The sequence below is a fragment of the Streptomyces sp. NPDC093795 genome, from assembly GCF_044764665.1.
Taxonomy (GTDB): Bacteria; Actinomycetota; Actinomycetes; order Streptomycetales; family Streptomycetaceae; genus Streptomyces.
The window spans coordinates 284,436-310,491 of the sequence record NZ_JBIWIO010000001.1 but is presented as its reverse complement, the minus strand read 5'-3'; the positions used below and the strand labels follow the sequence as shown (position 1 = coordinate 310,491).

Below are 26,056 nucleotides of genomic sequence, written 5' to 3'. Positions count from 1 at the left end.
AGGTCCGTACCGGGGCTGCGTAAACCAGTTGCGCACCCGTCCGCCGGGCGGCCACGAGGGCCGTGAGCTGCGAGACTTGCTGTCATGAGCTTCCGTACGCCAGACCCCTTGCACCGGCTGATGCTCGACGATGTGCGGGGGGCGCAGAAGATGCTGTCCGGGGTCGCGCGGATGACGGCGATGGAGGGCAGCCGCCATCTGTCGTCGCTGGTGGGGGCGCCGGTGCAGCTCAAGTGCGAGAACCTCCAGCGGACCGGTTCGTTCAAACTGCGCGGGGCGTACGTACGGATCGCCGGGCTGCGGCCCGAGGAGCGGGCCGCCGGGGTCGTCGCGGCCTCGGCCGGCAACCACGCGCAGGGCGTCGCGCTCGCCTCGCAGCTCCTCGGGGTGCACGCGACCGTCTTCATGCCGGTGGGCGCCCCGCTGCCGAAGGTCGCGGCGACCCGGGAGTACGGCGCCGACGTCCGGATGCACGGCCATGTCGTGGACGAGACGCTGGCGGCGGCGGAGCGGTACGCGCGGGAGACCGGCGCCGTGTTCATCCACCCCTTCGACCACCCCGACATCATCGTGGGGCAGGGCACGGTGGGCCTGGAGATCCTGGAGCAGTGCCCCGAGGTCAGGACGATCCTCGTGGGCGTCGGCGGCGGCGGTCTCGCGGCCGGCGTCGGACTCGCGGTGAAGTCGTTGCGTCCGGACGTGAAGGTGATCGGCGTCCAGGCGGAGGGCGCGGCCGCGTACCCGCCGTCGCTGGCCGCCGGGCATCCGGTGGTGGTCGACTCACCGGTGACGATGGCGGACGGGATCAAGGTGGGGCGGCCGGGCGACGTGCCGTTCGCGCTGGTCCAGGAGTACGTCGACGATGTCGTCACGGTCTCCGAGGACGCGCTGTCCTCGGCGTTGCTGCTCTGCCTGGAGCGGGCGAAGATGGTCGTCGAGCCTGCGGGTGCCAGCCCGGTGGCGGCCCTGCTCAGCGACCCGAAGGCCTTCAAGGGGCCGGTGGTGGCGGTGCTGTCCGGCGGGAACGTCGATCCGCTGCTGCTCCAGCGCATCCTGCGGCACGGCATGGCCGCGGGGGGCCGCTATCTGAGCCTGCGGCTGCGGGTCACGGACCGGCCGGGGGTCCTGGCGACCCTGCTCGCGGTGCTCACGGTGGCCGACGCGAACGTCCTGGACGTCAGCCATGTACGGACCGACCCGCGGCTCGGCCTGACGGAGGCGGAGGTCGAGCTGCATCTGGAGACGAAGGGCCCGGAGCACTGCCGGGAGGTCGAGGACGCGCTGCGGGACGCGGGGTACACGGTCCTCGGCTGACCCGGCGTGGTGAAGGCGCACTCCCCGGCGCGAGCATGACCATGTGGTGCGGGTCACAAATTCGGTGGGCGAGCGGGGCCCACCGCTCCTAGGATCGGTGGGAAAACGCCTCCTCTCCCCAGGAGAACCCACATGCCAGGCGCGATCCATGCCGAGGGTCTGGTGAAGACCTTCGGCGACGTACGAGCTCTGGACGGCGTGGACCTCGACGTGCCCGAGGGCACGGTCCTGGGTCTGCTCGGCCCGAACGGCGCGGGGAAGACGACCGCTGTCCGCGTGCTGACCACCCTCCTCCAGCCGGACAGCGGGAGGGCCGTCGTCGCGGGCGTCGACGTCCTCAAGCACCCGGAACAGGTGCGCCGCTCGATCGGTCTCTCCGGCCAGTTCGCGGCCGTCGACGAGTACCTCACCGGCCGCGAGAACCTGCAGATGGTCGGGCAGCTCTACCAGATGAAGGCGAAGGCCGCGAAGCAGCGGGCCGGTGAACTCCTCGACCGCTTCAACCTCTCCGACGCCGCCGACCGCCCCGCGAAGACGTACTCCGGCGGCATGCGCCGCCGTCTGGACCTCGCGGCGGCCCTGGTCGTCTCCCCGCCGGTCATGTTCATGGACGAGCCGACCACCGGCCTCGACCCCCGCAACCGGCAGGCGCTGTGGGAGGTCATCAAGGAACTCGTCGCGGGCGGTACGACCCTGCTCCTCACCACCCAGTATCTGGAGGAGGCCGACCACCTCGCCCACGACATCTGCGTCGTCGACCAGGGCAAGGTCATCGCGCGCGGCACCTCCGACCAGCTCAAGGCCCAGACCGGCGGCGAGCGCGTCGAGGTCGTCGTCCACGAACGGGAGATGATCACCGGCGCCCGTGACGTCCTCGCCCGCTACGGCCTCGCGGGCATCGGCCACGGCGAGGTCTCCGTCGAGGACCACACCCGCAAGCTCACCGTCCCCGTCACCGGCGGCGCCAAGCTGCTCGCCGAGGTCATCCGCGACCTGGACGCCCTCGGCGTCGAGATCGACGACATCGGTCTGCGCCGCCCCACCCTCGACGACGTCTTCATCTCCCTGACCGGCCACGCGGCCGAGCGGGCGGACGAGGAGAACGGCGAGTCGGCGCGGCCGGGCAGCGGCAGCACGCACACGAAGGACGTGACCACGTGAGCACCATGAACGACTCCCTGGTCATCGCCCGGCGGAACCTGATCCGGATGACCAGGATCCCGGAGATGATCCTGTTCGGGCTCATCCAGCCCGTGATGTTCGTGATCCTCTTCACGTACGTCTTCGGCGGCTCCATGCAGATCGGCGACACCACCGACCCGGACGTCTACAAGAACTTCCTGATGGCCGGCATCTTCGCGCAGACGGTCACCTTCGCCACGGCCGGCGCGGGCGCGGGCATCGCGGACGACATGCACAAGGGCCTCATCGACCGGTTCCGCTCGCTGCCGATGGCGCGCGGTGCGGTGCTGACCGGCCGTACCATCGCGGACCTCGTGCAGACCGCGCTGACGCTGCTGGTCCTCGCGATCGTCGCCCTGATCATCGGCTGGCGCCCCGGCTACGCGGAGCCGACCAACATCGGGAAGATCCTCGCCGGGTTCGGGCTGCTGCTCCTCCTCGGGTACGCCTTCACGTGGATCGGCGCCCTCATCGGCCTCTCCGTCCGCACTCCGGAGGCGGCGACGTCCGGCGGCCTGATCTGGCTCTTCCCGGTCACCTTCATCTCGAACGCGTTCGTGGACTCCAGCAAGCTGCCCGGCTGGCTCCAGCCCATCGCGGAGTGGAACCCGTTCAGCGCGACCGTGCAGGCGTGCCGCACCCTCTTCGGCGACCCGGGCGTCTCCCCGTCCGACGCGTGGCCGATGCAGTACCCGGTGTGGGCGTCGCTGATCTACTCGATCCTGATCGTCGTCATCTTCCGTACGCTCTCCGTCCGCAAGTACCGCCGGGCCGACGGCTAGGGCCTGTCCGGCGGATCGGGGTCGGCCCCGCGTGTATCGGGGGCGTATCGAAAATCGCATACGCCCCCGCAACGGCCCTCCCGCTCTCATGGGGGGATGAGTCACCACGCATCCCTCCCCGCACCGCCCCGCCGCACACGCGGGATCGTGCTCGTCGGCCTGGCGGTCCTCGGCCTGGCGAGTGCCCTGTACGTCATCCGGCGGCCGCTCATGATGTCCGCCCCGAGGTGCATGGCAGGGCGGTGGCACGGCTGTCTCGACACGTTCAACGGCGTGGTGCTCATGACGCTGGTCACGGTGCCGTTGGCCGTGCTCGTGGCGTGGGTCCTGGCGCGCCGAAGGCGTGCGGCCGGCGTCGCGGGGGCATGGCGGATGTCGCTGGCCGAGGTGGGCATGGTCCACGGGACGGTGCCGTTCGTGTGGCTGACCATGATGCCGGGCGGCGGGGCGGGAGTCGTCCCCGCGCGGGTGAGCCTGGTACCGCTGCGGGACCTGGTCACCATGGGGCCGCTCGGGATCGTCGGCAACCTGCTGGTCTTCGCGGCGCTGGGGTTCTTCGCCCCGATGCGGTTCGCGGCGCTGGCCTCCGTGCCGCGGGTCCTGGCCCTCGGGGCGGGCTGCTCGATCCTCGTCGAGACCGCGCAGTACGCACTGAGCCTCGACCGGGTGACCTCCGTGGACGACGTGCTGGTCAACGCCACCGGCGCCGTACTGGCCGGCCTCGCGTCCCGCCGCTGGTGGCGCACGTCGGCGCAGGCGCCGGCGGTAGGCCGGGCTGCTTAGGCTTCGGGCATGCGCGTACTGATCGTGGAGGACGAGCCCTACCTGGCCGAGGCCGTCCGTGACGGTCTCCGCCTCGAAGCGATCGCCGCCGACATCGCGGGCGACGGCGACTCCGCCCTGGAACTCCTCAGCGTCAACTCCTACGACCTCGCGGTCCTCGACCGCGACATCCCCGGCCCCTCCGGCGACGAGGTCGCCCGGCGCATCGTCGCCTCCGGCAGCGGCATGCCGATCCTCATGCTCACCGCCGCCGACCGGATCGACGACAAGGCGTCCGGGTTCGAGCTCGGCGCCGACGACTACCTCACCAAGCCCTTCGAGCTGCGGGAGCTCGTGCTGCGGCTGCGGGCGCTCGACCGCAGACGCGGGTACGCCAGGCCCCCGGTCCGCGAGATCGCGGGCCTGCGGCTCGACCCCTTCCGCCGGGAGGTCTTCCGCGACGGACGTTACGTCGCACTCACCCGCAAACAGTTCGCCGTCCTCGAAGTCCTCGTGGCCGCGGAGGGCGGGGTCGTCAGCGCCGAGGAGCTGCTCGAACGGGCCTGGGACGAGAACGCCGACCCCCTCACCAACGCCGTCCGCATCACCGTCTCCGCCCTGCGCAAACGGCTCGGCGAACCCTGGATCATCGCCACGGTGCCGGGGGTCGGCTACCGCATCGACACGGGTACGGACACCACCGGGCCCGTCAGGGACACCACCGGCCCCGGCGGCACGCGTGGATAGACGCCGCCCCGGGCTCAGCGTCCGCCTGAAGCTCACCCTCACCTACGCCGGTTTCCTCGCCGTCGCCGGCGCGCTCCTGCTCGCCGTGGTGTGGGGGTACCTGCTGCGCTACGTACCCGACAACTCCCAGGGCCTGCTCGGGGTCTCTCCCAACCGCTGGCTCCTCGTCCGCACCTTCTTCCCCGCCGCGGCCGTGGCGATGGGCTTCCTGCTCGTGTTCGGCCTCGTCGGGGGATGGCTCCTCGCCGGCCGGATGCTCGCGCCGCTCACCCGGATCACGGACGCGGCGCGGCTGGCCGGGAGCGGGTCGCTGTCCCACCGGATCCGCATGGAGGGCCGCCAGGACGAGTTCCGTGACCTCTCCGACGCGTTCGACTCGATGCTCGAACAGCTCGAGTCGCACGTCGCCGAGCAGCGGCGGTTCGCCGCGAACGCCTCCCACGAACTGCGCACCCCGCTGGCGATCTCGCGCGCGCTCCTCGACGTCGCCCGAAAGGACCCCACCCGGGGCGAACTCGTCGAACGCCTCCATACGGTCAACAGGCGCGCGATCGACCTCACCGAGGCCCTCCTGCTGCTCAGCCGCAGCGACCGCGGAACGTTCACCCGCGACGGCGTCGACCTCTCCCTCGTCGCCGAGGAGGCCGCCGAGACCCTGCTCCCCCTCGCCGAACAGCGCGGGATCACCCTCGCCGTCACCGGCGGAACGACCCGGACCAGCGGCTCGGCGGAACTCCTGCTGCGGATGGTGACGAACCTCGTCCAGAACGCCCTCGTCCACAACCTCCCCGCCGGCGGCACCGTGACGGTCCACACCGAGGCGCGGGGCGACGCGAGCGTGCTGCGGGTCGAGAACACGGGTCACCCGCTCCCACCGGACCTGGTGCCGACCCTCACCGAACCCTTCCAGCGCGGCACGGAACGCGTACGCACCGACGAGCACGCCGGCGTCGGCCTCGGCCTGGCCATCGTGCACAGCGTCGTCCGCGCCCACGACGGGACCCTCGACCTCGCCCCCCGCCCCACCGGCGGCCTCCTCGTCACGGTCCGGCTCCCCGCCACGCCGTAGGCAAGACGGACGGAGGCAAGACGAAGGGCCGGACCCCCAGAGGGTCCGGCCCGACGCGGGGATCAGGTGCCTCAGCCGGTGTACGGCTTGGCGCTGAGGATCTTCACCGCGGCCTTCTTGCCGTTCGGCAGCTCGTACTCGGCGTCCTCACCGGCCTTCTTGCCGTTGACGCCGACGCCGAGCGGCGACTGCGGCGAGTACGTCTCGATGTCACCGCTCGCGTACTCGCGGGAGGCGAGCAGGAAGGTCATCGTGTCGTTCTCGTCGCCGTCGAAGGCGATCGTGACGACCATGCCGGGCTCGACGACACCGTCGTCCGCGGGGGCCTCGCCGACCTTGGCGTGCTCCAGGAGCTGGGTGAGCTGGCGGATGCGGAGCTCCTGCTTGCCCTGCTCCTCCTTGGCCGCGTGGTACCCGCCGTTCTCGCGCAGGTCGCCCTCTTCGCGTGCCGCGGCGATCTTGACCGTGATCTCGGTACGCGCGGGACCAGACAGGTACTCAAGCTCGTCCTTGAGCTTGTTGTACGCCTCCTGGGTGAGCCAGGTGACGTTGTCGCTGGTCTGGGTCACGGGTGCTCCTCGTAGGTACTGGGAATACAAAGCATCGCCCTACACGGGAAAGCTGTGCTGTCCCGGGTGGGCGAAACCACGAGCCTAACAATGAGTGGCGAAAAGCGGGAGGACATAACCATCAGCGATGGTGTCCTCGCAGGTCACCGCGGTGACTCGCCGGGACTCGACACCGGCTCCCTACCCACCGCTACCGGGCCGTACACCCGATGAGCTCGGCACTCGTCGCGTGGGCGGTCGTACGCAGCGAGAAGACGCTGTCGACCCGGCCGGCGGGGTCGTCGATCCTGACGTCCTTGCGGGCCACCTCGGCGCCGTCCTCGGAGCGTGAGCGCAGGGTGCAGACGCCCTTGACGCCCTCGTCCTTGCGGATCTCCAGGTGCACCTGGACCTCCGTGGCGCTCACCACGTCGAACTTGATCATCTCGGCGCTGATCCTGCTGTCGACGACGTAGTACCAGCCGAACCAGCCCAGCATGCCGAGGAAGAGGGCGCCGAGGACCGCGCCCGTGATCTTGAGCTTGCGGTCGGCGGCCCGGTCCGCGGAGCGTCCGTAGCGCTCCTGGGGCAGCTGCTCTCGCGCCGCGCTCATGATCGATCCTCTCGAAGCCGGGGGGTGGCGGAATTTTCCCTCCCCCGATTCCGTCACTATAGAGACCACGCTCCGCGTCGAATCACTGAGGATCGAGTCTTGACAGAGCAGCTGCGACTGATGGCCGTTCACGCCCACCCCGACGACGAGTCGAGCAAGGGTGCGGCGACGATGGCCAAGTACGTGTCCGAGGGGGTGGACGTCATGGTGGTGACGTGCACGGGCGGCGAGCGCGGCTCGGTCCTCAACCCCCAGCTTCAGGGTGACCCCTACATCGAGGCGAACATCCACGAGGTGCGCCGCAAGGAGATGGACGAGGCGCGCGAGATCCTCGGCGTCTCCCAGGAATGGCTGGGCTTCGTCGACTCGGGTCTCCCCGAGGGCGACCCGCTGCCCCCGCTCCCCGAGGGCTGCTTCGCCCTGGAGGACGTCGACACCGCGGCCGGGGCGCTGGTCCGCAAGATCCGCGCGTTCCGTCCGCAGGTCGTCACGACCTACGACGAGAACGGTGGGTACCCGCACCCCGACCACATCATGACCCACAAGATCTCGATGGTGGCCTTCGACGGCGCGACCGACACCGAGAAGTACCCGGAGGCCGAGTTCGGCCCGGTCTGGCAGCCCCTGAAGCTCTACTACAACCAGGGCTTCAACCGTCCCCGCACCACGGCCCTGCACGAGGCGCTGCTCGCCCGTGGCCTGGAGTCGCCGTACGGGGAGTGGCTGGAGCGCTGGAAGGAGTTCGAGCGCACCGAGCGGACGCTGACCACCTTCGTGCCCTGCGCCGAGTTCTTCGAGACCCGCGACAAGGCCCTGATCGCCCACCGCACCCAGATCGACCCCGACGGCGGCTGGTTCCGGGTCCCGATGGAGATCCAGCAGGAGGTCTGGCCGACGGAGGAGTACGAGCTCAGCAAGGCGCTGGTCCCGACCTCCCTCCCCGAGGAAGATCTCTTCGCGGGCATCCGCGACAATGCCTGACATGAGCGCACACCTGGCACTGACCCAGCTTGTCCCCTTCGCCGCCGAAGAGCTGGACAAGAACAAGGTGACCCCCGGCGTCCTCGGCTTCGTCGTCTTCGCGGTCCTGGCCCTCGCGGTCTGGCAGCTGATGAAGTCGATGAACCGCCACATGGGCAAGGTCTCCTTCGAGGAGGCCCCGGACCCGGCGGCCCCGACCGCCCCGGCGGACGCGAAGGCCGGCAAGGCGGCGGCAGGCGAGTAGCGGTACGCCGCGACCTTTCAGGGCCCCGGGATCTCCCGGGGCCCTGAGTCATGCCCGGCCCCGGTTCCTGCCCGGCCCCGGTGCCGCGAACACGTGTCCCGCGCGACGCGGGGGCGTGGAGCGGGTCGACCGTTGTCCCGCCCGGCCCCACAGGGATTCGCGCCGTACCGAACGCCCGACCTTCGAGCTCACGTCCGATGGCGTTCATCTGCCGAATAGCGCATCAGAGTGATCAGCCGGAACCAATCCATTTTCCGGCAGTTGATCAGCGTGCTTCGGTCAACGGAGCATTCCAGGGCCCTCCAGCTCAAGAAGGAAATCTCGTGATCAAGAAGGTTCTCGCCACCGCGGCAGTTGCGGCCTCCGTCGTCGGTATGTCCGCCGCCACGGCGTCTGCGGCGGCTGATGACGGCAACGGTGCCAACATCATCGGCAACACGTCGAAGCAGGCCATCGGCAGCAACTCCACCGGTGGCTACATGAGCCCGAACTTCGGCCTCATCAACGGTGGCGTCCTCCACTGCTTCGATGTCCAGGACATCACCGCTCAGGTGCCGATCATCAACCTCGTTGCCGTCAACGTGGACGACGTTCTGAGCCCGAAGCAGAACATGACGTGCACCCAGAACTCGATCGAGCAGCAGCAGAACAACCCGCTGTCGGACCTCGTCGACCTCCTGGCCGACAACGGCAACACCGACGTCAGCTGACGTCAGCTTCATCGCTGAGCGGCCCTGTCCTTCGCAGCTCCACTGCGAAGGGTGGGGCCGCTCCGCCGTGCCGGAGCCCCGACCGTACGACGCCCCCTGTGGCGTACGGGCGGGGCTCAGCCGTTGTGCGCGAGGATGGGGGCATGGCGAACAGACTGGCCCATGAGACGTCCCCGTACCTCCTCCAGCACGCCGACAACCCGGTCGACTGGTGGCCCTGGTCGGCCGAGGCGTTCGAGGAGGCGCGCCGCCGCGATGTTCCCGTGCTGCTCAGTGTCGGCTACAGCAGCTGCCACTGGTGTCATGTGATGGCGCACGAGTCCTTCGAGGACGACGCCACCGCCCTCCACGTCAACGAGCACTTCGTCGCCGTCAAGGTCGACCGCGAGGAGCGCCCCGACGTCGACGCCGTCTACATGGAGGCCGTGCAGGCGGCGACCGGGCAGGGCGGCTGGCCCATGACGGTCTTCCTCACCCCGGACGCCGAGCCGTTCTACTTCGGTACGTACTTCCCGCCCGAGCCCCGGCACGGCATGCCCTCCTTCGGTGACGTCCTCGACGGCGTCTCCCGCGCCTGGACCGAGCGCCGCGACGAGGTCGGCGAGGTCGCGGGCAACATCGTCAAGGACCTCTCGTCCCGCTCCCTGGCCTACGGCGGCGACGGCGTCCCCGGCGAGGCCGAACTGGCCCAGGCCCTGCTCGGCCTCACCCGGGACTACGACTCCCGCAGCGCCGGCTTCGGCGGCGCGCCCAAGTTCCCGCCGTCGATGGTGCTGGAGTTCCTGCTCCGCCACCACGCCCGCACGGGCGCCGAAGGCGCCCTGCAGATGGCCGCCGACACCTGCGCGGCGATGGCCCGCGGCGGCATCTACGACCAGCTCGGCGGCGGCTTCGCCCGCTACGCCGTCGACCGCGACTGGGTCGTGCCCCATTTCGAGAAGATGCTCTACGACAACGCCCTGCTCTGCCGGGTGTACGCGCACCTGTGGCGGGCCACCGGTGACGACCTGGCCCGGCGGGTCGCGCTGGAGACCGCCGACTTCATGGTCCGCGAACTGCGCACCGCGGAGGGCGGATTCGCCTCGGCGCTCGACGCCGACTCCGACGACGGGACGGGCCGGCACGTCGAGGGCGCGTACTACGTGTGGACACCGGCGCAACTGACCGAGGTGCTGGGCGAGGAGGACGCCCGCGACGCCGCCCGGTACTTCGGTGTGACCGAGGAGGGGACCTTCGAGGAGGGTGCCTCCGTCCTCCAACTCCCCGAGGACGGTTGCCCGCTCGACGCCGTCCGGCTCGCCTCGATCAAGGAGCGGCTCCTCGCCGCCCGCGCGCGGCGGCCCCGCCCGGGCCGGGACGACAAGGTGGTCGCCGCCTGGAACGGCCTGGCGATCGCCGCCCTCGCCGAGACCGGCGCCTTCTTCGACCGCCCCGACCTGGTCGAACGCGCCACCGAGGCCGCCGACCTGCTCGTGCGCGTACACATGGGAGAGGGCGCGCGGCTCTCCCGCACCTCCAAGGACGGCCGGGTCGGGGCCAACGCCGGAGTGCTCGAGGACTACGCGGACGTCGCCGAGGGCTTCCTCGCCCTCGCCGGTGTCTCCGGAGAGGGCGTGTGGCTGGAGTTCGCCGGCTTCCTCCTGGACATCGTCCTCGACCAGTTCGTCGCCGAGGGCGGGGCACTGTACGACACGGCCCACGACGCGGAGACCCTGATCCGGCGGCCGCAGGACCCCACCGACAGCGCGGCCCCGTCCGGTTGGACGGCCGCCGCCGGCGCGCTCCTCTCGTACGCCGCCCACACCGGCTCGGAGGCCCACCGGGCAGCAGCCGAGGGCGCCCTCGGCGTGGTCAAGGCCCTGGGGCCGCGCGCTCCCCGCTTCATCGGCTGGGGCCTGGCCACGGCGGAGGCGCTGCTCGACGGACCGCGCGAGATCGCGGTGGCCGGCCCCGCCGGGGACGACCTGGCCCGCGCCCTGCACCGCACCGCCCTGCTTGCGCCCGCGCCCGGCGCGGTCGTCGCCTTCGGCACCCCGGACAGCGACGAGTTCCCGCTGCTCAGGGACCGCCCGCTGGTGAACGGGGGAGCGGCCGCGTACGTCTGCCGGCACTTCACCTGTGACGCGCCGACGACGGACCCGGCCGAGCTGGCACACAAGCTCGGCCGCTGACCGGCGCCGGGCACCGGTCCGGCGGGGCTACGAGCAGACGAGCGAAGCGCCGCCGGCCGGCCGGTACTCGGCCTGGGGGACCTCACTGGACGGGGTGAGGCGGGCCGGCGGCAGCGGCTCGTCCGCGCGCAGCCGCGCGAACACCTCCTCGGCGTGCGCCACGTTCCAGGCGACCGCGGACCCGGCGCCCTGGACGGTCTCGAAGCGGAGTACGGGCACGGTCGCGAACTCCATCCGGTCCGGGGTGAGGTTCCGCAGGCGCAGGGCGAGGAACAACAGGTCCAGGTTCGAGAGCCCCCGACGGTCCGCGACCCTCGGCCCGCGCAGCACCGAGGCGAACTCCATCAGCTTCACCGGGTCCGCCAGCAGGTCCGAGCGCACCTTCCGCAGGGTGTTGACGACGAACTGCTGCTGCTTGCGGATCCGCCCGAAGTCCATCTGCCCGTCGGCGCGCCGCGAGCGCACGTACTGGAGGGCCTCTCCGCCACCGACGTTCGTGGTGCCCCGCGCGAGGTCGATGCCGGTGACCGTGTCCTTCAGCGGCTCCTTGACGCAGATCGGCACGCCGTCGTCGAACTGGTCGACGGCGTCCATGAACCGGCGGAAGTCGACTTCCAGATAGCGGTGTACGGGGAGCCGCGTCGTCCTTTCGACCATCTCCATCGCGTACGACGGCCCGCCCTCGGCCCAGGCGCCGTTGAGCTTCGCCGCGTGGGTGTCGTGCGCCGCGCCCGTCCGCCGGTCCCGGTGGCCGGCGGGGAACTCGGTGAGCGAGTCGCGCGGCAGCCCCAGCACGCTGACCCGCCGGTTGTCGGCGGAGACGTGCACCAGCATCATCACGTCGGTGCAGCCGCACTCCTTGCCGCCGAGCCGGTACTCCTCCTTCTCCCACGCGGTCACGCCCTTCCGGGTGTCGAGACCGACCACCAGGATGTTGAGCCCCCGGCTCGGGGACGGCAGGGCGGGAGACGGCAGGGCGGCGGGGGCGGCGGCGAACGCGCCGGAACCGAGAGCGACGAGCGCAGCGGCGGCGAGCACGAGTCGCCGCGGGCGCGTGAATTTCCTGACGGACACGGGCGTACACCACCGCAGCTCGGGAATGTGGACCCGCACATTAAGTCGATTATCTTCGTATGCGGGTTCGCCACGCGACATCGGCCGAACGAATCACTCTTCTGCGGGGTCTGTGGAATGATGCGGGAACCACACGGATGGGAGGGGAAGATGGCGCCCGATCCCGGCAAATGGGAGCGGATGGCCTTCATTCCGAAGAGCCGTTATGTGGTGGACCCGCCACCCGCAGACCGAGAACCGTTCCCCCTCTACTCCTCGCTGGCGCAGCGGTGGGCCCTGGCGGGCCGCACGGTGCCGGGAGTCCCCGATCACGAGTGGGAGCGGCTGATGAGGACGCCGATCTGGCCGCGCTGAGCCGGCATACGCGGCGTCCGGCGTAATGCGGTGAATGCGATGGAGTGAATGCCGCAGGTCGGCGATCCGGTCGGTCCGCTTTTCATGTCATGGTGCTCAGCGATGTGTACAGCGGAAGCCGGGGGGCATGAAATGCGTCCCGTGTGATCACGAAAGCCGTGAGTAGTCTTCCGCCGCAGAAAGGATCCAGACGAAATGAAGTGCAAGAAGGCTGCGGCCGTCGTCGCCGGAATCATCATGGCCATGGGTGTGGCGTCGCCCGCCTTCGCGGACTCGGGGGCGCAGGGTCTGGCCGCCGGTTCGCCGGGCATCCTCTCCGGGAACGTCGTCCAGGTCCCGATCCACGCGCCGATCAACATCTGCGGCAACTCGGTCAACGTCATCGGTCTGCTGAACCCGACCTACGGCAACGTCTGCATCAACGCCTGACGTCCGCGCCCCCTCACCGGGGTGCGACCTGAGGGGCCGGACCCGGAAGGCGCCCATCACGCCTGCCGGGCCCGGCCTTTCGTCATGTCTCCTTCGCACGCCTCCTGGGAGGGAACACGGGCCGCGGGCGGCGACTGCGGCGGGGACGGAAGGGCGGTCGCCGGACCGGTCGCGGGCCGGAGGCCTTCGGACCGGCCGGGGAGGCGGAGTGCGAGCAGTCCCTTGCGCAGGGCGTGACGAAGCCATGCCCAGGTCATGGCGAAGCCGGGCGCGGGGTCGTCGGCGGCGAACCAGGCCGTCTCCACGCGCCGCGACAAGTCGCCGTACTCCGTGGCCGGTTCGGCAGCCGGTTCCGCGACCGGTATCGCGCCCGTCTCCGTACCGCCTGCGACGCCGTACCGCGCACCGCCCTCGATGCCGCGTTCGGCGTCGGGGCGGCGGCGCGGGGAGGTGAGCACGGCCAGCGCCGCGTAGTTCTCCACCACGAACCGGCGCCCGTACGCGGGGGAGTGCGGCGGTACCCGGCGCCCGGTCAGGTCCAGATGCATCGCGCGGACGACGTCGAGTCCTTCGCGGTCGGCGAAGAGCCGGAACTGGGCGCCGGGGCGGGGGTTGAAGTCGAGCAGGTGGTACGTGCCCGTCGACCGGTCGAGCCGTAGGTCGAGGTCGACCACGCCCCGGTGGCCGAGCGCGGCGAGCAGTTCGCGGGCGATGCGCTCGACGGCGGGATTCGGCGTCCACCGGCCGACGGCCGTGAGCCCGGCCCCGTGCGGCCAGGAGCGCTCCTTGCACCCGGTGGCGGCGGCGGAGCAGCCGCCGGTGGAGTCCGCGTACCCGTGGAAGAACCAGTCCAGGTTCCGTCCCGCCGGCAGCAGCCGCTGGAGCAGCAGCCGGCTACCGGCCTGTGGGGTACGGGCGTACAGCGCGCGCACCTCGGCGAGTGAACGCACGATCGACGTACTGCGTAACCCGCTTCCGGCCGGGAGTAACCAGGGGCGGCTCCACTTGGCGACGACCGGCAGCCCGAGCGACCACGCCATGGCGGCCGCCTCGTCGGCGCCGGCGGGGATCTCGGTACGCGGGTGGGGGAGGTTGAAGGCCCGGCAGGTCTCGGCGAGGGCCGCCTTGTCGGCCACCCGTACGAGCCGCTCGGGCGTCTGATCGGGCAGCAGATACCGGCCCAAGAGTTCGGTGCGGTGCTCGGCCAGCGCGAGGGCGGTGATGTCGTCCATGGGGACCAGGAGTGCGGGCCCGGGGCCCGGGAGCCCGTCGGACAGCGTCAGCAGGAGGCGGGCGAGCTCGGCGGGCGAGGGGGCGTCGGGGCTCAGGTGGACGCCGCGGACGTAGCGCGAGCGGGCGACGGGGCTGGTGAGCGATTCGATCACGGCGTGGACCGGAACGCCTGCCCGTCCGAGAGACCGGGCGGCGCCGAGCGTGCCGTGATGGAAGGGATTCCGGTCGAGTCGCACAAGGAGGGCGGGGACGCTGGTGTCAAAACCCGGCACGGCATTCCTCATCTCGGGTGCCCCAAGTGGGCGATGAAATCCACCAATGGACTACGGATCAGATCGTCGCCGCGTTCACGGTCGGCTTATTAGGAATACTTTCTGAACATCGGAGTGACGGGTCATCAAGTGGCGCGGGACGAGAAGGAGTGGTCATGGCCAACGGACGACGGAATGTGTCGAGAACGTGGTTGGGGGTGTTCACCGCGGGGCTCCTCGCCTCGGGTTCGGTCGTGTTGTCCTCTCCGGCTCACGCCGCCGAACCCCTAACGACCGGGGCCCCCGAACCGACTCTGTCCAGCGCGATGGGCGCGTTCCTGGAATCGGGCCCCGTCGGTGTCGAACGCATCGGCCAGTTGGAGCGGTGGCTCGGCGGCAGGGAGATGCGGGTCGGGCACACGTACCTCCCCGGAGACCTCTGGTCGAACATCGAGGGCCCCCCGGGGTTCCTGGACGCCTGGGCGGACTGGCGCAACGAGCAGGATGACCGGCTGTTCGTCCTGAACGTGCCGATGCTGGAGCGCAACGAGGCCGGGGTCTCCGACCGGGAGGTCGGCAGGCAGCTCCGGCTCGGCGCCGCGGGGTACTACGACCACCACTTCAAGGCGCTGGCCGAACGCCTGGTGGGTCTGGAGGCGAAGGACACCGTCATCGTCCTCGGGTGGGAGATGAACGGCACCACGTACACCCACCGGTGCGCACCGGACCCGGAGGCGTGGAAGAAGTACTGGAACCGGATCGTCACCGCGATGCGTTCCGTCCCCGGTCAGGAGTTCCGTTTCGACTTCAACCCGAGCCGGGGCAGGGACGCGATTCCGTGGACGCAGTGCTATCCGGGTGACGACGTGGTCGACATCATCGGAATGGATTCGTACGACCAGCCGTCGGGGTCCAGTTTCGACGGCCACGTCAATGAGCCGTACGGGCTGCGCAAGCAGGTGGAATTCGCGGCCGAGCACGGAAAGCAGATCTCGTACCCGGAGTGGGGACTCTTCCGGAACGGGGACAACGCCGAGTACATGCGGCGCATGATCGACTGGATGGAGCAGCACAAACCGCTGTACCACACGATCACCGACTACTGCCCGCACGGCGTCTGGCAGTGCGACGACAACCCGAAGTCGTCGCAGGTCTTCCGGCAGATGCTGTACGGCGTCGAACCCGAGGTACCCGAGGTACCCGAGGTGCCGACGGAGCCCGAGGTGCCGGAGGTGCCGCCGAAGCCGGAAGTCCCGCCGAAGCCCGAGGTGCCGCCGAAGCCGGAAGTCCCGCCGAAGCCCGAGGTGCCGCCGAAGCCGGAAGTCCCGCCGAGGCCGGAGGTGCCGCCGAAGCCGGAAGTCCCGCCGAGGCCGGAGGTTCCGCCGAAGCCTGAGCCGAAGCCGGAGGTTCCGCCGAAGCCTGAGCCGAAGCCGGAGGTTCCGCCGAAGCCTGAGCCCAAGCCTGAGCCCAAGCCCGAGGTCCCGCCGAAGCCCGAGCCGAAGCCCGAGCCGAAGCCCGAGCCGAAGCCCGAGCCGAAGCCCGAGGTCCCGCCGAAGCCCGAGCCCAAGCCCGAGCCGAAGCCTGAGCCGAAGCCCGAGCCGAAGCCCGAGCCCAAGCCCGCGACGGACTGCTGGACCATCAATCTCGGTTCCTGGGTCGAGAGTTGGATCGGCGGTCCGATCTGCATCGACAAGGGCGCCCCGAAGGACGCGATCGACGACATCGTCGATGTCGTCGACGAGAACGACGTCGACGTCATCGAGCCCTGGGAGAAGATCATGGACAGCGAGAACTGGCCCTTCTGATCACCCGAGGGTCACCGCGGCGGCGGAGGAGCTCATCCTCCGCCGCCGCCCGGCCGCCCGCGCAGACGTCCGACCGCCCGCCCCAGCCACGCCCGCTCGCGCGCCTCCCGCGCCAGCCGGGCCCGCCCGTCCGCCGCGCCCGCCCGCAGCCACAGCAACGGAGCCGCGCCCGGGCCGGACAGCATCAGCCGCTGGTTCGGCACGGTCTCGGGGCGCCAGTGCCGCTTGTACGGTTCCGTGCCCCGCAGCAGACTCAGCGTCGCGCGCCCGCTCGCGCTGGTCTCGCGCGCCCCGTGCCGCAGCAGCATCGTCGCCACATCGACCTTCCGGGCCCGCAGCACCGGATCCGCGCCGTACAGATAACCGCCCGCGAGCCACGGTGACATCAGGGTGAGGTCGGCCGCGACCACGTCCCCGGCCAGCCGGAACTCGGTCACCCGCGCGTTCCCGCACTCGACCATCGGCCGGACCGCCCGCGCGAGGTGCTGCGCGAACCGGTCGCTGGTGTGCTCGGCGGTCACCCCCCGGCCCTCCCACTGGAGCTGGTGGAGCCGCAGCAGCCGTTCCAGCGCCGCCGGCACCTCCTCCCCGCTCACGACCCGCTCGTCGATGCCGAGCGCGTCGAGCTTGCGCAGCTTGGCCCGCACCCGCTGGGCCTTGGCCGACGGGATCCGCTGGAGCAGGTCGTCCATCGGCACCGCCGGCAGTTCCAGACAGAGGGAGTCGGCGAGCCGCCTGCGCGGACCGCGCCAGCGGCCGAAGACCTGCTCGGCCGCCGCCCCCGGCCGCACCTCGCGCAGATCGATCACCGCGCCGCGCGCCGCCCGCGCCAGCCCCCCGACGAGCGCGGGGATCGCGTCCGGGCAGGAGTCGTCGAGGAGGACGTCGGTGAAGTCGGTGATCGCGCCGCCGAGCTGGGTGAGGACCGGGAGCGGGCCGCGGGCGCGCATCAGGGGCGCCGCCGCGACCAGTTCGCCGTCCTCCCGTCGTACGAGCACCACGCGCAGCGCGCCGGGCCTGCCGTACGACAGCCACCACGAGTGCAGCCAGGCGTACGACTGGAACGGGGTCGCCGTCGAGCAGCGCGCGTACAGCGATGCCCACCGGTCCGCGAGTTCGCCGAACTCCCCGCCGTCCCGGCAGATCTCGGTCCGCAGGCCGCCCGCGCCCGCGGTGCTCACACCGTCTCCGGTTCCGGCCGGTGCTGCGCGCCGGCCGGACCGGGGACGGCGGCGGCGGGCTGCCCCGAGCGCCGCGCCTCGGCGCGGGGGGCACGCCCGGGGCGGACCAGGAGCGCCAGACCGCCGAGCAGACCGCCCGCGCAGCCGCCGACGAGCGCCGCGAGCGGTGCGGACGGCGAGACCGGCGCGGAGGGATTGGTCGCCCGCGAGAACTGCACCACCTTCACGCCGGTGCTCCCCGAGACGTGTGCGCTGTTCAGGACCAGTGCGCGGGCCACGCCGTCGGCCATGGACACCGCCCGCGCCGGCTTGGCCGCCCGCGCCGTGATGGAGATCATCGGCGCGTCCGGGCTGGTGGCCGCCTGCACGCTGGAGCGCAGGGTCCGCGCGGAGACCCCGGCCCACACCTGGGCGTCGCCGGTCACCGCGATGTCGGTGGCGACCCGCCCGTACGCCTGGGCGAAGCCGAGGGCCGCGGCCGGGTCCGACTTCCCGGCCGGGACCACGATGACGTAGCTGGTCGCCGCGTACTCCGGAGCCTTCAGCGCTCCGTAACCGCCGCCGACGACGACGCCCGCGAGTACGGAGGCGGGCAGCGCCCACCAGCGGCGCGGGGCCCGCAGAACCTTCGGCAGGAAGGGGCGGCGGGACGGCGGCGGGCCGGGGTTCGCGGAGCCCGCCGAGCTCGTGGAGCCGGGAGAGCTCGCCGAGAGTGAGGAGGGTGAACGGTTCATCGGGTGTCTCGCTTCGCGGGGAGAGGGGTGCCGTGAACGGCCTGTTCGTAGAGGGACATCAACTGCCGCGCGCTGTGGGTGATGTCGTAGCGGGACGCCGCGGCGGGCGCCGGGAGCCGCGCGAGCCGGGCGCCCTGGATGCCGTGCAGCGCCGAGACGAGCTCCTCGGCCGACCCGCCGACGCGGCGGGCGCCCGGGGCCGCGTCGGGCGGCAGGTCGTCGATCGCCGGACACGCCGCGTACAGCACCGGCAGCCCGGCGGCCAGCGCCTCGACGACCGCCAGGCCGAACGACTCGTCCGGGGAGGTGGAGACGAAGACGTCCATGGCGGCGAGGAGCGACGGCAGATCGGGTCCCTCGGTCCCCTCCGGCGCCGGGTCCTCGCAGGCTCCCGCGAACAGCACCCGGTCGGCGGCCCCGCACTCACGGGCCAGCGCCGTCAGCCGCTCGCGCTCCTCGCCCTCGCCGACGAGAAGCAGCCGTGCCTTCGGCACCGACGCCACCGCCCGTACGAGACGGTCGAATCGTTTCGCGGGCGCGAGCCGCCCCACCCCGCCGACGACGAACGCGTCCTCGGGCAGATCGAGCAGCTTCCTGGCGAGCCGTCGGCGGTCCTCGGTGTAGCGGAAGCGGGCCGTCTCGATGCCGTTGGGTACGACGTGGATACGGGACGGGGCCACCCCCCACTCCTCCAGGCGGCGCGCGACGCTGGGGGAGACGGCGACGGTGGCCGTACCCAGGCGCTCGCCGGCCAGGTAGAGGGCGCGGGTACCGGCGGACAGCGGGCGGCCCTCGATCTGCGTGTCGCCGAGGGAGTGCTCGGTGGCCAGGACCGTACGGACCCCGGCGACGCGGGCGGCGAGCCTGCCGTACAGGCACGCCCGGTAGAGATGTGTGTGGACGAGGTCGTACCGGCCCCGCCGGATCAGTCCGGTGAGGCGGGGCAGTGCGCCGAGATCGCGGTTGCCGGCCATGCCGAGGTGGGTGACGGGGGTGCCGTCGGCCTCGATGCCGCGGGCGACCGCGCCCGGGTTGGTGAGCGTCACGACCTCGGCGCGGACCGGCAGATGGCGCAGCAGCAGCCTCAGCTGCTGTTCCGCGCCGCCGATGCCGAGGCCGGTGATGACGTGCAGGACCTTCATGAGACGTCCGCTCCGACCAGCCGCTGCGGCGCGGGCACCAGATCGGCGGGGCGACGGCGGCGCAGCGGGTGCAGGACCCGCTTGGCGGTGAGGCGCAAGGCGGCGTCGCGCTCGTCGATGTGGATGCGCGGCAGCGCGAGCGCGCTGGTCAGCGGGCCGGGGTCGATGGCGCAGGCGTGGCGGTAGCCGGCGGCCCGTACGGCGCGGATCGCGCGCGCGTCGACATGGCCGTACGGGTAGCAGAAGCCGTCCACGGTGGCGCCGGTCATCTCCTCGAGGAGTTCACGGCTCCGCCGGGTCTCGGCGGCGAGCGCCGCGTCGTCGGCCATGGTCAGGTCGACGTGGGTGAGTCCGTGCGAACCGATCTCCATGCCGGCCTCGGCGATCCGCAGGATCGCCTCCTCGGTGAGGAGCGACCTGCGCGGCCCCGCCGTGTCCCAGCCGTTCTCGCCGCCGAGCCGCCCCGGCAGGACGTACACCGACGCCGTGAAGCCGTGCCGGCGCAGCAGCGGCAGCGCCGAGTCGAGGAAGTCCGCGTACCCGTCGTCGAAGGTCAGGCCCACGAGCCCCTTCGCGCGCCCCTCGGCGGCGGCGGCGAGCAGCTCCCGCACCGAGACCCCGCGCAGCCCCCGGTCGCTCAACCAGTGCAGTTGCCGGGCGAAACGCACGGGGGAGACGGTCACCCGGTACGGGTCCTCAGCGGTGTCCGTGATCGAGTGGTACATCGCCACCCACAGGGGCGGTTTCATCCACTGGGGCGGCTTCGGGAGCAGACGGCGCAGCGCGGTGGCGGCGGGCATGGGGGGTCCTCCGGAAGGCGGAGCGGGGCAGGGGCGGGATCTCGGGCGCCTTGGCGGCGCAGGCGACGAACAGCAGGAAGACGCCGACGACGACCAGGGCGGCGACGGCGACGGCGAGGGCGGCGTGGCCGATGGCGATCGAGCACAGCCAGCCGGTGCCGGTGGCCCAGGCGCCCGCGGTGGCGAGCCGCAGCAGCCCCTCGCCGAGCCGGTCGGCCCGGATCGGGACGGCCTGCCGGTGGGCGCCGCGCAGCAGCAGCACGGCGGTCAGGGTGATGCCGAGGGCGTTGGCGGCGGCGATGCCGACGGCGCCCCAGTAGTGGGCGCCGGGGACACCGGCGGCGGCGGTCGTGACGAGCCCGGCGGCCATGGCGGCGGCCGGGTACCAGAGCGGCCGGGCGGCGGAGAAGTAGCAGCGGACCAGGGCGCCGACCATCGTCTGGCCCAGCAGGCCGAGCGCGTACACCCGCATCACGGAGGCGGTGGCGGTGGTGTCCTCCCCGGTGAACTCACCCCTCTCGAAGAGCAGTTCGACGATGCGGGGGGCTGCGGCGATCACCGTCGACGCGCCGACGAGGACCACGACGGCGGCCAGCAGCAGATCCCGCTCGACCCGGCGGCGCGCCGCTTCGCCGTCGCCCGCCGCGAGCGCGCGGGCGACCACGGGGAAGCTGACCGTGCACAGCATCAGGGAGAGGATCATCGGGATCTGCGCGACCTTCTGCGCGTAGTTCAGGTGCGAGATGGCGCCGGCGGGCAGCGGCGAGGCGAGGAAGCGCTCGATCAGGGTCTGGGACTGGCGGGACAGCGAGAACGCCACGACCGGCGCGATCAGTCCGAGGACCAGGATCCGGCCCTCACCCGTGGAGGCGGCCGCGAGCGCCTCGGGTTCCCGCGACGGTACGTGCCGGGTCCGCAGCTCCCGGATGAGCGAGGGCGCCTGGACCAGGACCATGAGGATCCCGCCGACCGCGACCCCGGCGGCGGCCGAGCGCACCCCCCACGGCTCGCGCAGCACCACGATGGTGCCGATGATGCCGATGTTGTACGCCACGTAGATCGCGGCCGGGGGCAGGAAGCAGCCGTGCGCCCGCAGCGCCGCCGAGCAGTAGCCCACCAGGGCGAACGACAGCACGCAGGTCCCGGTGAGCCGCGTGCAGTCGACGGCGAGCTCCGGGTCGGGCAGCCCCGGCGCGAGCGCGGACACAAGCAGCGGCGCGGCGACGATCAGGAGCGCGGCGACGACACCGAGGGCGAGGACGATCCGGGGGAGCGTGCCCCGCACCAGGGCGCGCACCGGATCGCCGGACAGGATGCTCGAACGGCGCGCCAGGGCACGGGAGAAGGCGGGCACCAGGATCAGCGCCATGGCGTCCTCGATGAGGAGCGTCGAGGCGAACTCGGGCACCGTCCACGCCACCAGGAACGCGTCGGTCTCGGCCCCGGCCCCGAAGTACCCGGCCAGGATCTGGTCCCGTACGAGCCCCAGCACCGCCCCGGCCGCGGTGAGCCCCGCGGTCACGGCGGCGGCCTTCGCCAGGAACCCCCGCCCCTCGGACGCCCCGGTACGAGGAGCCCGCCCCCGCGCGTGCGCCCGCCGCCCGGGGGCAACGGGGGCGCGCGGGGCACGGGGGGTGGGAGTGGTGGGACGGGTCCCCGGCAGCACGACGGCCCCCGGGGGCCACGGGGAGTCCGTGGGCCCCGGAGGCGCGGTCGGCCAGGGGTCGGTCGGCGGGGCGCCGCGGGGCGGGCCGCCCGAGGGGCCCGGTTCACCGGCCCGCGGGGTGTCCGTGGGCTCCGGCTCCCCGGCCCACGGGTCACGCACGCCTCACCTCCGCCAGCGCCCACCAGGCCGCGAGGCCCAGCACGACCGACATGAGGACCGTCGAGGGGCCGCCGATGTCCGCGTAGAAGAAGTCGATGAGCTGCCAGGCCAGCAGGCCCGTCGCGACCAGCGCGCAGTCCGCGCCGAGGCGCCGCCGCCGCAGCGCGCCCACGAGCAGGGCCACCCAGCTGCCCGCGAGGGCGAGCAGCCCGAACAGGCCCTGCTCGCTCAGCACCAGGAGGTACATGTTGTGCGGGGAGAGCAGCGGCTGCCGCTGGAAGGCGGCGCCCGCGCCCGCCGTGTCGCTGCCGGAGGACAGCGCGAGGGAGGCGTTCGAGTCGCGGTACTGCGGGAAGCCCTTGAGGCCGACCCCCGTGACCGGCTCCGCGCTCCACATGCGCCCGGCCGCCGCCCACATCGTGTACCGGTCCGTCACCGACTGGTCCGGCGCGGCCGCCACCTGCGTGATGCTGGCGACCCGCTCCTTCACCATCGCCGAACCGATGCCGAGGCCCCCGACGAGGACCACCCCGAGCGCCCCAGCCACGAGCGCCACCCGCGCCGCCCGCCGGGGCCCCGAGAGCAGCAGCTGGATCGCACAGGCGAGGACGGTCGCGATCCACGCGCCCCGGCTGAAGGACAGCACGAGCGGCAGGAAGAGCAGCCCGGCGCAGACCAGGGCCGCCGTCCGGGTCCGGCCGGGGCCGCTGCCGAGCGCGATCCCGGTGACGACGACGAGCCCGTACGACACGACGGTCGCCATGCCCATCACGTCGGTGGGCCCGAAGGTGCCGACGGCCCGGATGTCCTCGCCCTGGTACGAGGCGCCCGTGCCCGTCAGGTACTGGCCGACACCGACCGCGCCCTGGAGCAGCGCGAGCCCGACCAGCCCCCAGGCGACCACGGCGAAGTCCCGCCGGTCGCGGATCATCAGGAGCACGGCCGCGGGGACGAGGACGAAGATCTGGACGTACCGGGCGACGCCCGGCAGGCTCGCGGCCGGATCGTTCGAGGTGATCGCGGCCAGACAGATCCCGAGGACCGGCAGACCGAGGACGACGGCCGCCGTCCGGGTCAGCGGCCGGGCGCCGCCCCGCAGCACCCGGACGAGACAGATCACGACGAGGAGCCCCGAGGCCGCGTCGGCGACCGTCCCCGTGCCGCCCGTGCCGCCCGCCGCGCCGCCGCCGCCCGGGACGAGCAGCAGCGCGATCACGAGGAGGACCGGGGAGAGCGCCCCGGCCCTGCGGGCCACGTCCCGTACGTCGGCGACCCGCTGGGCCGGCTCCCGTACCACAGGGGCGACCGCCGGCACGGTCACGGCCGTGGCCATCCTCAGCTCCCCGTGGGTCGTACGAGCCCGGCCGCCGTACGCAGCAGGATGCAGACGTCCTGCCAGAGCGACCAGTGGTCGATGTAGTGGTTGTCGAAGCGGCAGCGGTCCTCGATCGAGGTGTCGCCGCGGAGCCCGTGCACCTGCGCGAGGCCGGTGAGCCCCACCGGCATCCGGTGCCGGGCCGCGTAACCGGCGTGGGTCTTGCTGAACTGGGCGACGAAGTACGGCCGTTCGGGCCGCGGGCCGACCAGGCTCATGTCGCCGCGCAGGATGTTCCACAGCTGCGGAAGCTCGTCGAGCGACGTCCTCCGCAGGAAGTTCCCGGCCGCGCTCATCCGCCGGTCGCCCGCCACGTTCCAGCGGGTCGCCGACTCGGTGTCGTCGGAGGGGCGGAGCGTACGGAACTTGAGCAGCGTGAAGGGGCGCCCGTGCTGGCCCACCCGCTCCTGCCGGAACAGGACCCCGGGGCCGTCCGAGAGCCGTACGGCGAGCGCGCAGAGCAGCAGCACCGGCAGCGCGGCCGCGAGGGCGGGCGCGGCGAGCGCGATGTCGAGGGCCCGCTTGGCGGTCAGCCCGCGCCGCTCGTCCAGCGGCACGATCCGGTGCCAGGCGTACCCCCACATGTGCTCGCCCATCGGACCGTCCTGCTGCCGTCCGCCGACCCGCCAGGTGGTGCAGCCGTACTGCTGGAAGAGCGTCACGAGACCGGGGTCGTCGTCGAGGAACACCGCGTCGCGCACGGTGTTCTGGATGACGGCCCGGTGGATCTCCTCGGTCGTGGTGAGGACCGGGAGACCGACCTCCCCGGCCGCCCGGGACGCACCGCCCTGCTCGGGCACGCCGACGATGCCGACCGGCCGCATCCCGTACTCGGGGTGCTGCGAGGCCGCAGCGGCGAACCGTCGCGCGGCCCCCGCCCCGCCGACGACGAGCGCCGACCGGGGATGGGCCCGCGCGACCCGGCGCCTCCGGGCGAGCACCACGGCCCGGACCAGGGTCACGACGCCGACATGGACCCCGTACGCCGCGCAGAGCCGCAGGGGCCCGAACGCGAGGGCCGGGGAGTACGCGGCGATCCCGGCCGCCGCCAGACACCAGGCGACCCCGGCGCGGGAGGCGAGCGCGGGCAGTTCGTCGAGGGCCCGGGTGCGGACCGCGGGCCGGTACAGCCCGCCGAGCCCGTCGAGGACCAGGACGACCGCCACGACCGACAGCAGGAGCCGGGCGTCGTGGTGCGCCGCGCTCAGCAGCGTGGCGGCGGCGAGGACGGCCAGGCAGTCGACGGCCACGAGCGGCAGTACGCCGGACCGTGGTCGCGCGGGACGGCGCGGCAGCGTGAACCGGTCGGTCGTGCCGTGGTGCGTCGCGAGGGAGGCGAGGCCGAAGGCCTGGCCCGCCGAGGGCCAGGGGCCCGGCGACGAAGGGACGCTGGTGCTTTCCGTGGTCACTGCGCAATCGGCTCTCTGTGCTCGGTGCCCCGCACTCCGGCCAGCTCGCGGTAGACGCCCGCGACGGCCGTGCCGGTGCGCCGGACATCGAATCTGCTGAGTACGTGCTCATGGGCCTCTCGGCCCAGGCGGTGCCGCAGCTCCCGCCCGCCGAGGAGGCGGCCGAGAGCGGTGGCGAGCGCGGCCGGGTCCTCCGGGGGGACCAGGCACAGGGGTTCATGGGCGGGCGGCAGGCTCTCGCGGGCCCCGTCGACGTCGCTGACGACGACCGGGCGGCCGCTCGCCATGGCCTCAAGGGGTGCGAGCGCCATGCCCTCCCAGCGGGACGGCAGGACGACCACGTCGGCGGCCCGGTACCAGGGCGCGGTGTCCTCGACGGATCCGGTGAACCGCACCGAGGGACCGGCGGCGGCGCGCAGCCGGTCACCGTCGGGGCCGTCACCGACCAGGACGAGACGGGCCGTCGGGACCTCCGCGAGCACGGCGGGCCAGGCGGCGAGCAGCACGTCCTGCCCCTTCTGCCGGCAGAGCCGGCCCACGCAGACGACGAGGGGCCCGTCACCGGTGTCGGTGTCGGTGTCGGTGTCGGCGGGGGTGTCCGTGAACCTGGCCAGGTCCACACCGTTGTGGATGACGGACCAGGAGGCGCGTACGCCGGCCTCCTCACCGGTGCGGCGCTCGGCCTCGCTGACGCAGACGATGCGCCGGGTCCAGCGCGCCGCCAGGCGTTCCCAGCGCCGGGCCAGCGCGGCGACCGTGCCTTCGACCGCTTCGAAGGACCAGGCGTGCGGCTGATACACCGTCGGCAGAGCGCCGCGCAGCGCCAGCCGGGCGCACAGTCCCGCCTTGGCGCTGTGGGCGTGGACCAGGTCCGGGCCGGTGGTACGGATCAGCCGGGCGAGGTCGAGCGTCTCGCGGACCAGCCGGGGGCCGGGGTCGCGCCCGGCCCGCCACGCGCACACGTCGGCACCCTCGGCGCGGACGGCCGCGGCGAGCGGTGTGCCGGGCGGACAGGCGACGGTGACCCGCATCCCGGCGCGGAGCTGGTCGCGGACCAGGTCCGCGACGACACGGGCGACGCCACCGTCCCCGGGCTGGACCGCGTGCAGGACGGAGAGGGGGGAGGAGTCCGGTTCTCGTGGAGGCAGCATGTCAGCGTCCGACGTCCGCCCGGAGGGAAAGCGCCGCCCGCCGGGTGGCGCCGGGCTTCCTCACACCGTCGTGGGAAGAGGCGGAAAAATTCCGCATACAGGTTCTCCGCTTTGATGAGAGAAACAAGGAAACACCCGTGAAGATCGGGGAAGAGGAAGCTGTCGACCGT

General features: G+C 72.4%; 25 protein-coding genes. 13 read left to right on the top strand and 12 right to left on the bottom strand.

What is annotated here, in order from left to right:
• Positions 1-84 precede the first annotated feature (84 nt).
• The 6 genes from ilvA to ACIRB7_RS01380 all read left to right on the top strand — a co-directional run bounded on the left by ilvA (position 85) and on the right by ACIRB7_RS01380 (position 5,856).
• A complete protein-coding gene (gene ilvA, locus ACIRB7_RS01405) occupies positions 85-1,314 on the top strand; it encodes a threonine ammonia-lyase (RefSeq protein ID WP_403590724.1) in 1,230 nt (409 codons plus the stop codon).
• Between the two features lie 132 nt (positions 1,315-1,446).
• The gene (locus ACIRB7_RS01400; protein ID WP_403590721.1) at positions 1,447-2,475 is read left to right on the top strand and encodes an ATP-binding cassette domain-containing protein; all 1,029 of its coding nucleotides are present in this window, start codon (positions 1,447-1,449) and stop codon (positions 2,473-2,475) included.
• A 5-nt stretch (positions 2,476-2,480) separates the two neighbouring features.
• On the top strand, positions 2,481-3,278 hold the full coding sequence (locus ACIRB7_RS01395) for an ABC transporter permease (RefSeq protein ID WP_403592426.1): 798 nt from the start codon (positions 2,481-2,483) through the stop codon (positions 3,276-3,278).
• Between the two features lie 96 nt (positions 3,279-3,374).
• On the top strand, positions 3,375-4,061 hold the full coding sequence (locus ACIRB7_RS01390; protein ID WP_403590718.1) for a VanZ family protein: 687 nt from the start codon (positions 3,375-3,377) through the stop codon (positions 4,059-4,061).
• A gap of 9 nt (positions 4,062-4,070) precedes the next feature.
• A complete protein-coding gene (locus ACIRB7_RS01385; RefSeq protein ID WP_403590715.1) occupies positions 4,071-4,787 on the top strand; it encodes a response regulator transcription factor in 717 nt (238 codons plus the stop codon).
• Complete coding sequence (locus tag ACIRB7_RS01380; protein ID WP_403590712.1) at positions 4,780-5,856, top strand: sensor histidine kinase; 1,077 nt, start codon at positions 4,780-4,782, stop codon at positions 5,854-5,856. Before ACIRB7_RS01385 ends, ACIRB7_RS01380 begins: the two co-directional genes overlap by 8 nt.
• Positions 5,857-5,927: 71 nt before the next feature.
• Here ACIRB7_RS01380 and greA read toward each other — a convergent pair whose 3' ends face one another.
• Both greA and ACIRB7_RS01370 read right to left on the bottom strand, forming a co-directional pair.
• Positions 5,928-6,425 (bottom strand): transcription elongation factor GreA, encoded by a 498-nt coding sequence (greA, locus tag ACIRB7_RS01375; protein ID WP_351219704.1) that lies wholly within the window; start codon positions 6,423-6,425, stop codon positions 5,928-5,930.
• A 190-nt stretch (positions 6,426-6,615) separates the two neighbouring features.
• Positions 6,616-7,017, bottom strand: coding sequence for a DUF4307 domain-containing protein (locus tag ACIRB7_RS01370; protein WP_403590710.1), 402 nt, complete (start codon positions 7,015-7,017; stop codon positions 6,616-6,618).
• A 99-nt stretch (positions 7,018-7,116) separates the two neighbouring features.
• Here ACIRB7_RS01370 and mca point away from each other — a divergent pair, with 99 nt between their 5' ends.
• From mca to ACIRB7_RS01350, 4 genes are all read left to right on the top strand, one after another.
• Entirely contained in the window at positions 7,117-7,998 is an 882-nt protein-coding gene (gene mca, locus ACIRB7_RS01365; RefSeq protein ID WP_403590707.1) for a mycothiol conjugate amidase Mca, read from the top strand.
• Complete coding sequence (locus ACIRB7_RS01360; protein ID WP_351219701.1) at positions 7,991-8,242, top strand: hypothetical protein; 252 nt, start codon at positions 7,991-7,993, stop codon at positions 8,240-8,242. Before mca ends, ACIRB7_RS01360 begins: the two co-directional genes overlap by 8 nt.
• 323 nt (positions 8,243-8,565) lie before the next feature.
• The gene (locus ACIRB7_RS01355) at positions 8,566-8,952 is read left to right on the top strand and encodes a rodlin (protein ID WP_403590704.1); all 387 of its coding nucleotides are present in this window, start codon (positions 8,566-8,568) and stop codon (positions 8,950-8,952) included.
• Positions 8,953-9,095: 143 nt separating this feature from the next.
• A complete protein-coding gene (locus ACIRB7_RS01350) occupies positions 9,096-11,123 on the top strand; it encodes a thioredoxin domain-containing protein (protein ID WP_403590701.1) in 2,028 nt (675 codons plus the stop codon).
• Between the two features lie 27 nt (positions 11,124-11,150).
• Here the strand turns inward: ACIRB7_RS01350 and ACIRB7_RS01345 are convergent, their stop codons facing one another.
• Positions 11,151-12,197, bottom strand: a complete 1,047-nt coding sequence (locus tag ACIRB7_RS01345) for an LCP family protein (RefSeq protein WP_403590698.1) — start codon at positions 12,195-12,197, stop codon at positions 11,151-11,153.
• Positions 12,198-12,347: 150 nt separating this feature from the next.
• Between ACIRB7_RS01345 and ACIRB7_RS01340 the strand changes: the two genes are divergently transcribed.
• Together ACIRB7_RS01340 and ACIRB7_RS01335 are read left to right on the top strand one after the other, a co-directional pair.
• Positions 12,348-12,551 carry a hypothetical protein gene (locus tag ACIRB7_RS01340; RefSeq protein ID WP_403590695.1) on the top strand — a complete coding sequence of 68 codons (204 nt, stop codon included), beginning with the start codon at positions 12,348-12,350 and terminating at the stop codon, positions 12,549-12,551.
• 195 nt (positions 12,552-12,746) lie between these two features.
• Complete coding sequence (locus tag ACIRB7_RS01335) at positions 12,747-12,980, top strand: chaplin (protein ID WP_403590692.1); 234 nt, start codon at positions 12,747-12,749, stop codon at positions 12,978-12,980.
• Between the two features lie 56 nt (positions 12,981-13,036).
• Here ACIRB7_RS01335 and ACIRB7_RS01330 read toward each other — a convergent pair whose 3' ends face one another.
• On the bottom strand, positions 13,037-14,365 hold the full coding sequence (locus tag ACIRB7_RS01330) for an ATP-grasp domain-containing protein (RefSeq protein ID WP_403590689.1): 1,329 nt from the start codon (positions 14,363-14,365) through the stop codon (positions 13,037-13,039).
• Between the two features lie 275 nt (positions 14,366-14,640).
• Between ACIRB7_RS01330 and ACIRB7_RS01325 the strand changes: the two genes are divergently transcribed.
• Complete coding sequence (locus ACIRB7_RS01325) at positions 14,641-16,269, top strand: glycoside hydrolase family 26 protein (protein ID WP_403590686.1); 1,629 nt, start codon at positions 14,641-14,643, stop codon at positions 16,267-16,269.
• Positions 16,270-16,301: 32 nt separating this feature from the next.
• Here ACIRB7_RS01325 and ACIRB7_RS01320 read toward each other — a convergent pair whose 3' ends face one another.
• The 8 genes from ACIRB7_RS01320 to ACIRB7_RS01285 form a co-directional block, all read right to left on the bottom strand.
• A complete protein-coding gene (locus tag ACIRB7_RS01320; RefSeq protein WP_403590683.1) occupies positions 16,302-17,450 on the bottom strand; it encodes a GNAT family N-acetyltransferase in 1,149 nt (382 codons plus the stop codon).
• Positions 17,447-18,184: a lipopolysaccharide biosynthesis protein gene (locus ACIRB7_RS01315; protein ID WP_403590680.1), complete on the bottom strand. Its 738-nt coding sequence runs from the start codon at positions 18,182-18,184 to the stop codon at positions 17,447-17,449. The genes ACIRB7_RS01320 and ACIRB7_RS01315 overlap by 4 nt, the downstream gene beginning before the upstream one ends.
• Entirely contained in the window at positions 18,181-19,326 is a 1,146-nt protein-coding gene (locus ACIRB7_RS01310) for a glycosyltransferase (protein WP_403590677.1), read from the bottom strand. The genes ACIRB7_RS01315 and ACIRB7_RS01310 overlap by 4 nt, the downstream gene beginning before the upstream one ends.
• The gene (locus ACIRB7_RS01305) at positions 19,323-20,126 is read right to left on the bottom strand and encodes a polysaccharide deacetylase family protein (RefSeq protein ID WP_403590675.1); all 804 of its coding nucleotides are present in this window, start codon (positions 20,124-20,126) and stop codon (positions 19,323-19,325) included. The genes ACIRB7_RS01310 and ACIRB7_RS01305 overlap by 4 nt, the downstream gene beginning before the upstream one ends.
• Positions 20,023-21,792 carry a murein biosynthesis integral membrane protein MurJ gene (gene murJ / locus ACIRB7_RS01300; RefSeq protein WP_403592423.1) on the bottom strand — a complete coding sequence of 590 codons (1,770 nt, stop codon included), beginning with the start codon at positions 21,790-21,792 and terminating at the stop codon, positions 20,023-20,025. Before murJ ends, ACIRB7_RS01305 begins: the two co-directional genes overlap by 104 nt.
• Positions 21,793-21,943: 151 nt before the next feature.
• Entirely contained in the window at positions 21,944-23,284 is a 1,341-nt protein-coding gene (locus ACIRB7_RS01295) for an O-antigen ligase family protein (RefSeq protein WP_403590672.1), read from the bottom strand.
• 2 nt (positions 23,285-23,286) lie between these two features.
• Complete coding sequence (locus tag ACIRB7_RS01290) at positions 23,287-24,735, bottom strand: sugar transferase (RefSeq protein ID WP_403590669.1); 1,449 nt, start codon at positions 24,733-24,735, stop codon at positions 23,287-23,289.
• A complete protein-coding gene (locus tag ACIRB7_RS01285; protein WP_403590666.1) occupies positions 24,732-25,886 on the bottom strand; it encodes a glycosyltransferase in 1,155 nt (384 codons plus the stop codon). The genes ACIRB7_RS01290 and ACIRB7_RS01285 overlap by 4 nt, the downstream gene beginning before the upstream one ends.
• Positions 25,887-26,056: the final 170 nt, after the last annotated feature.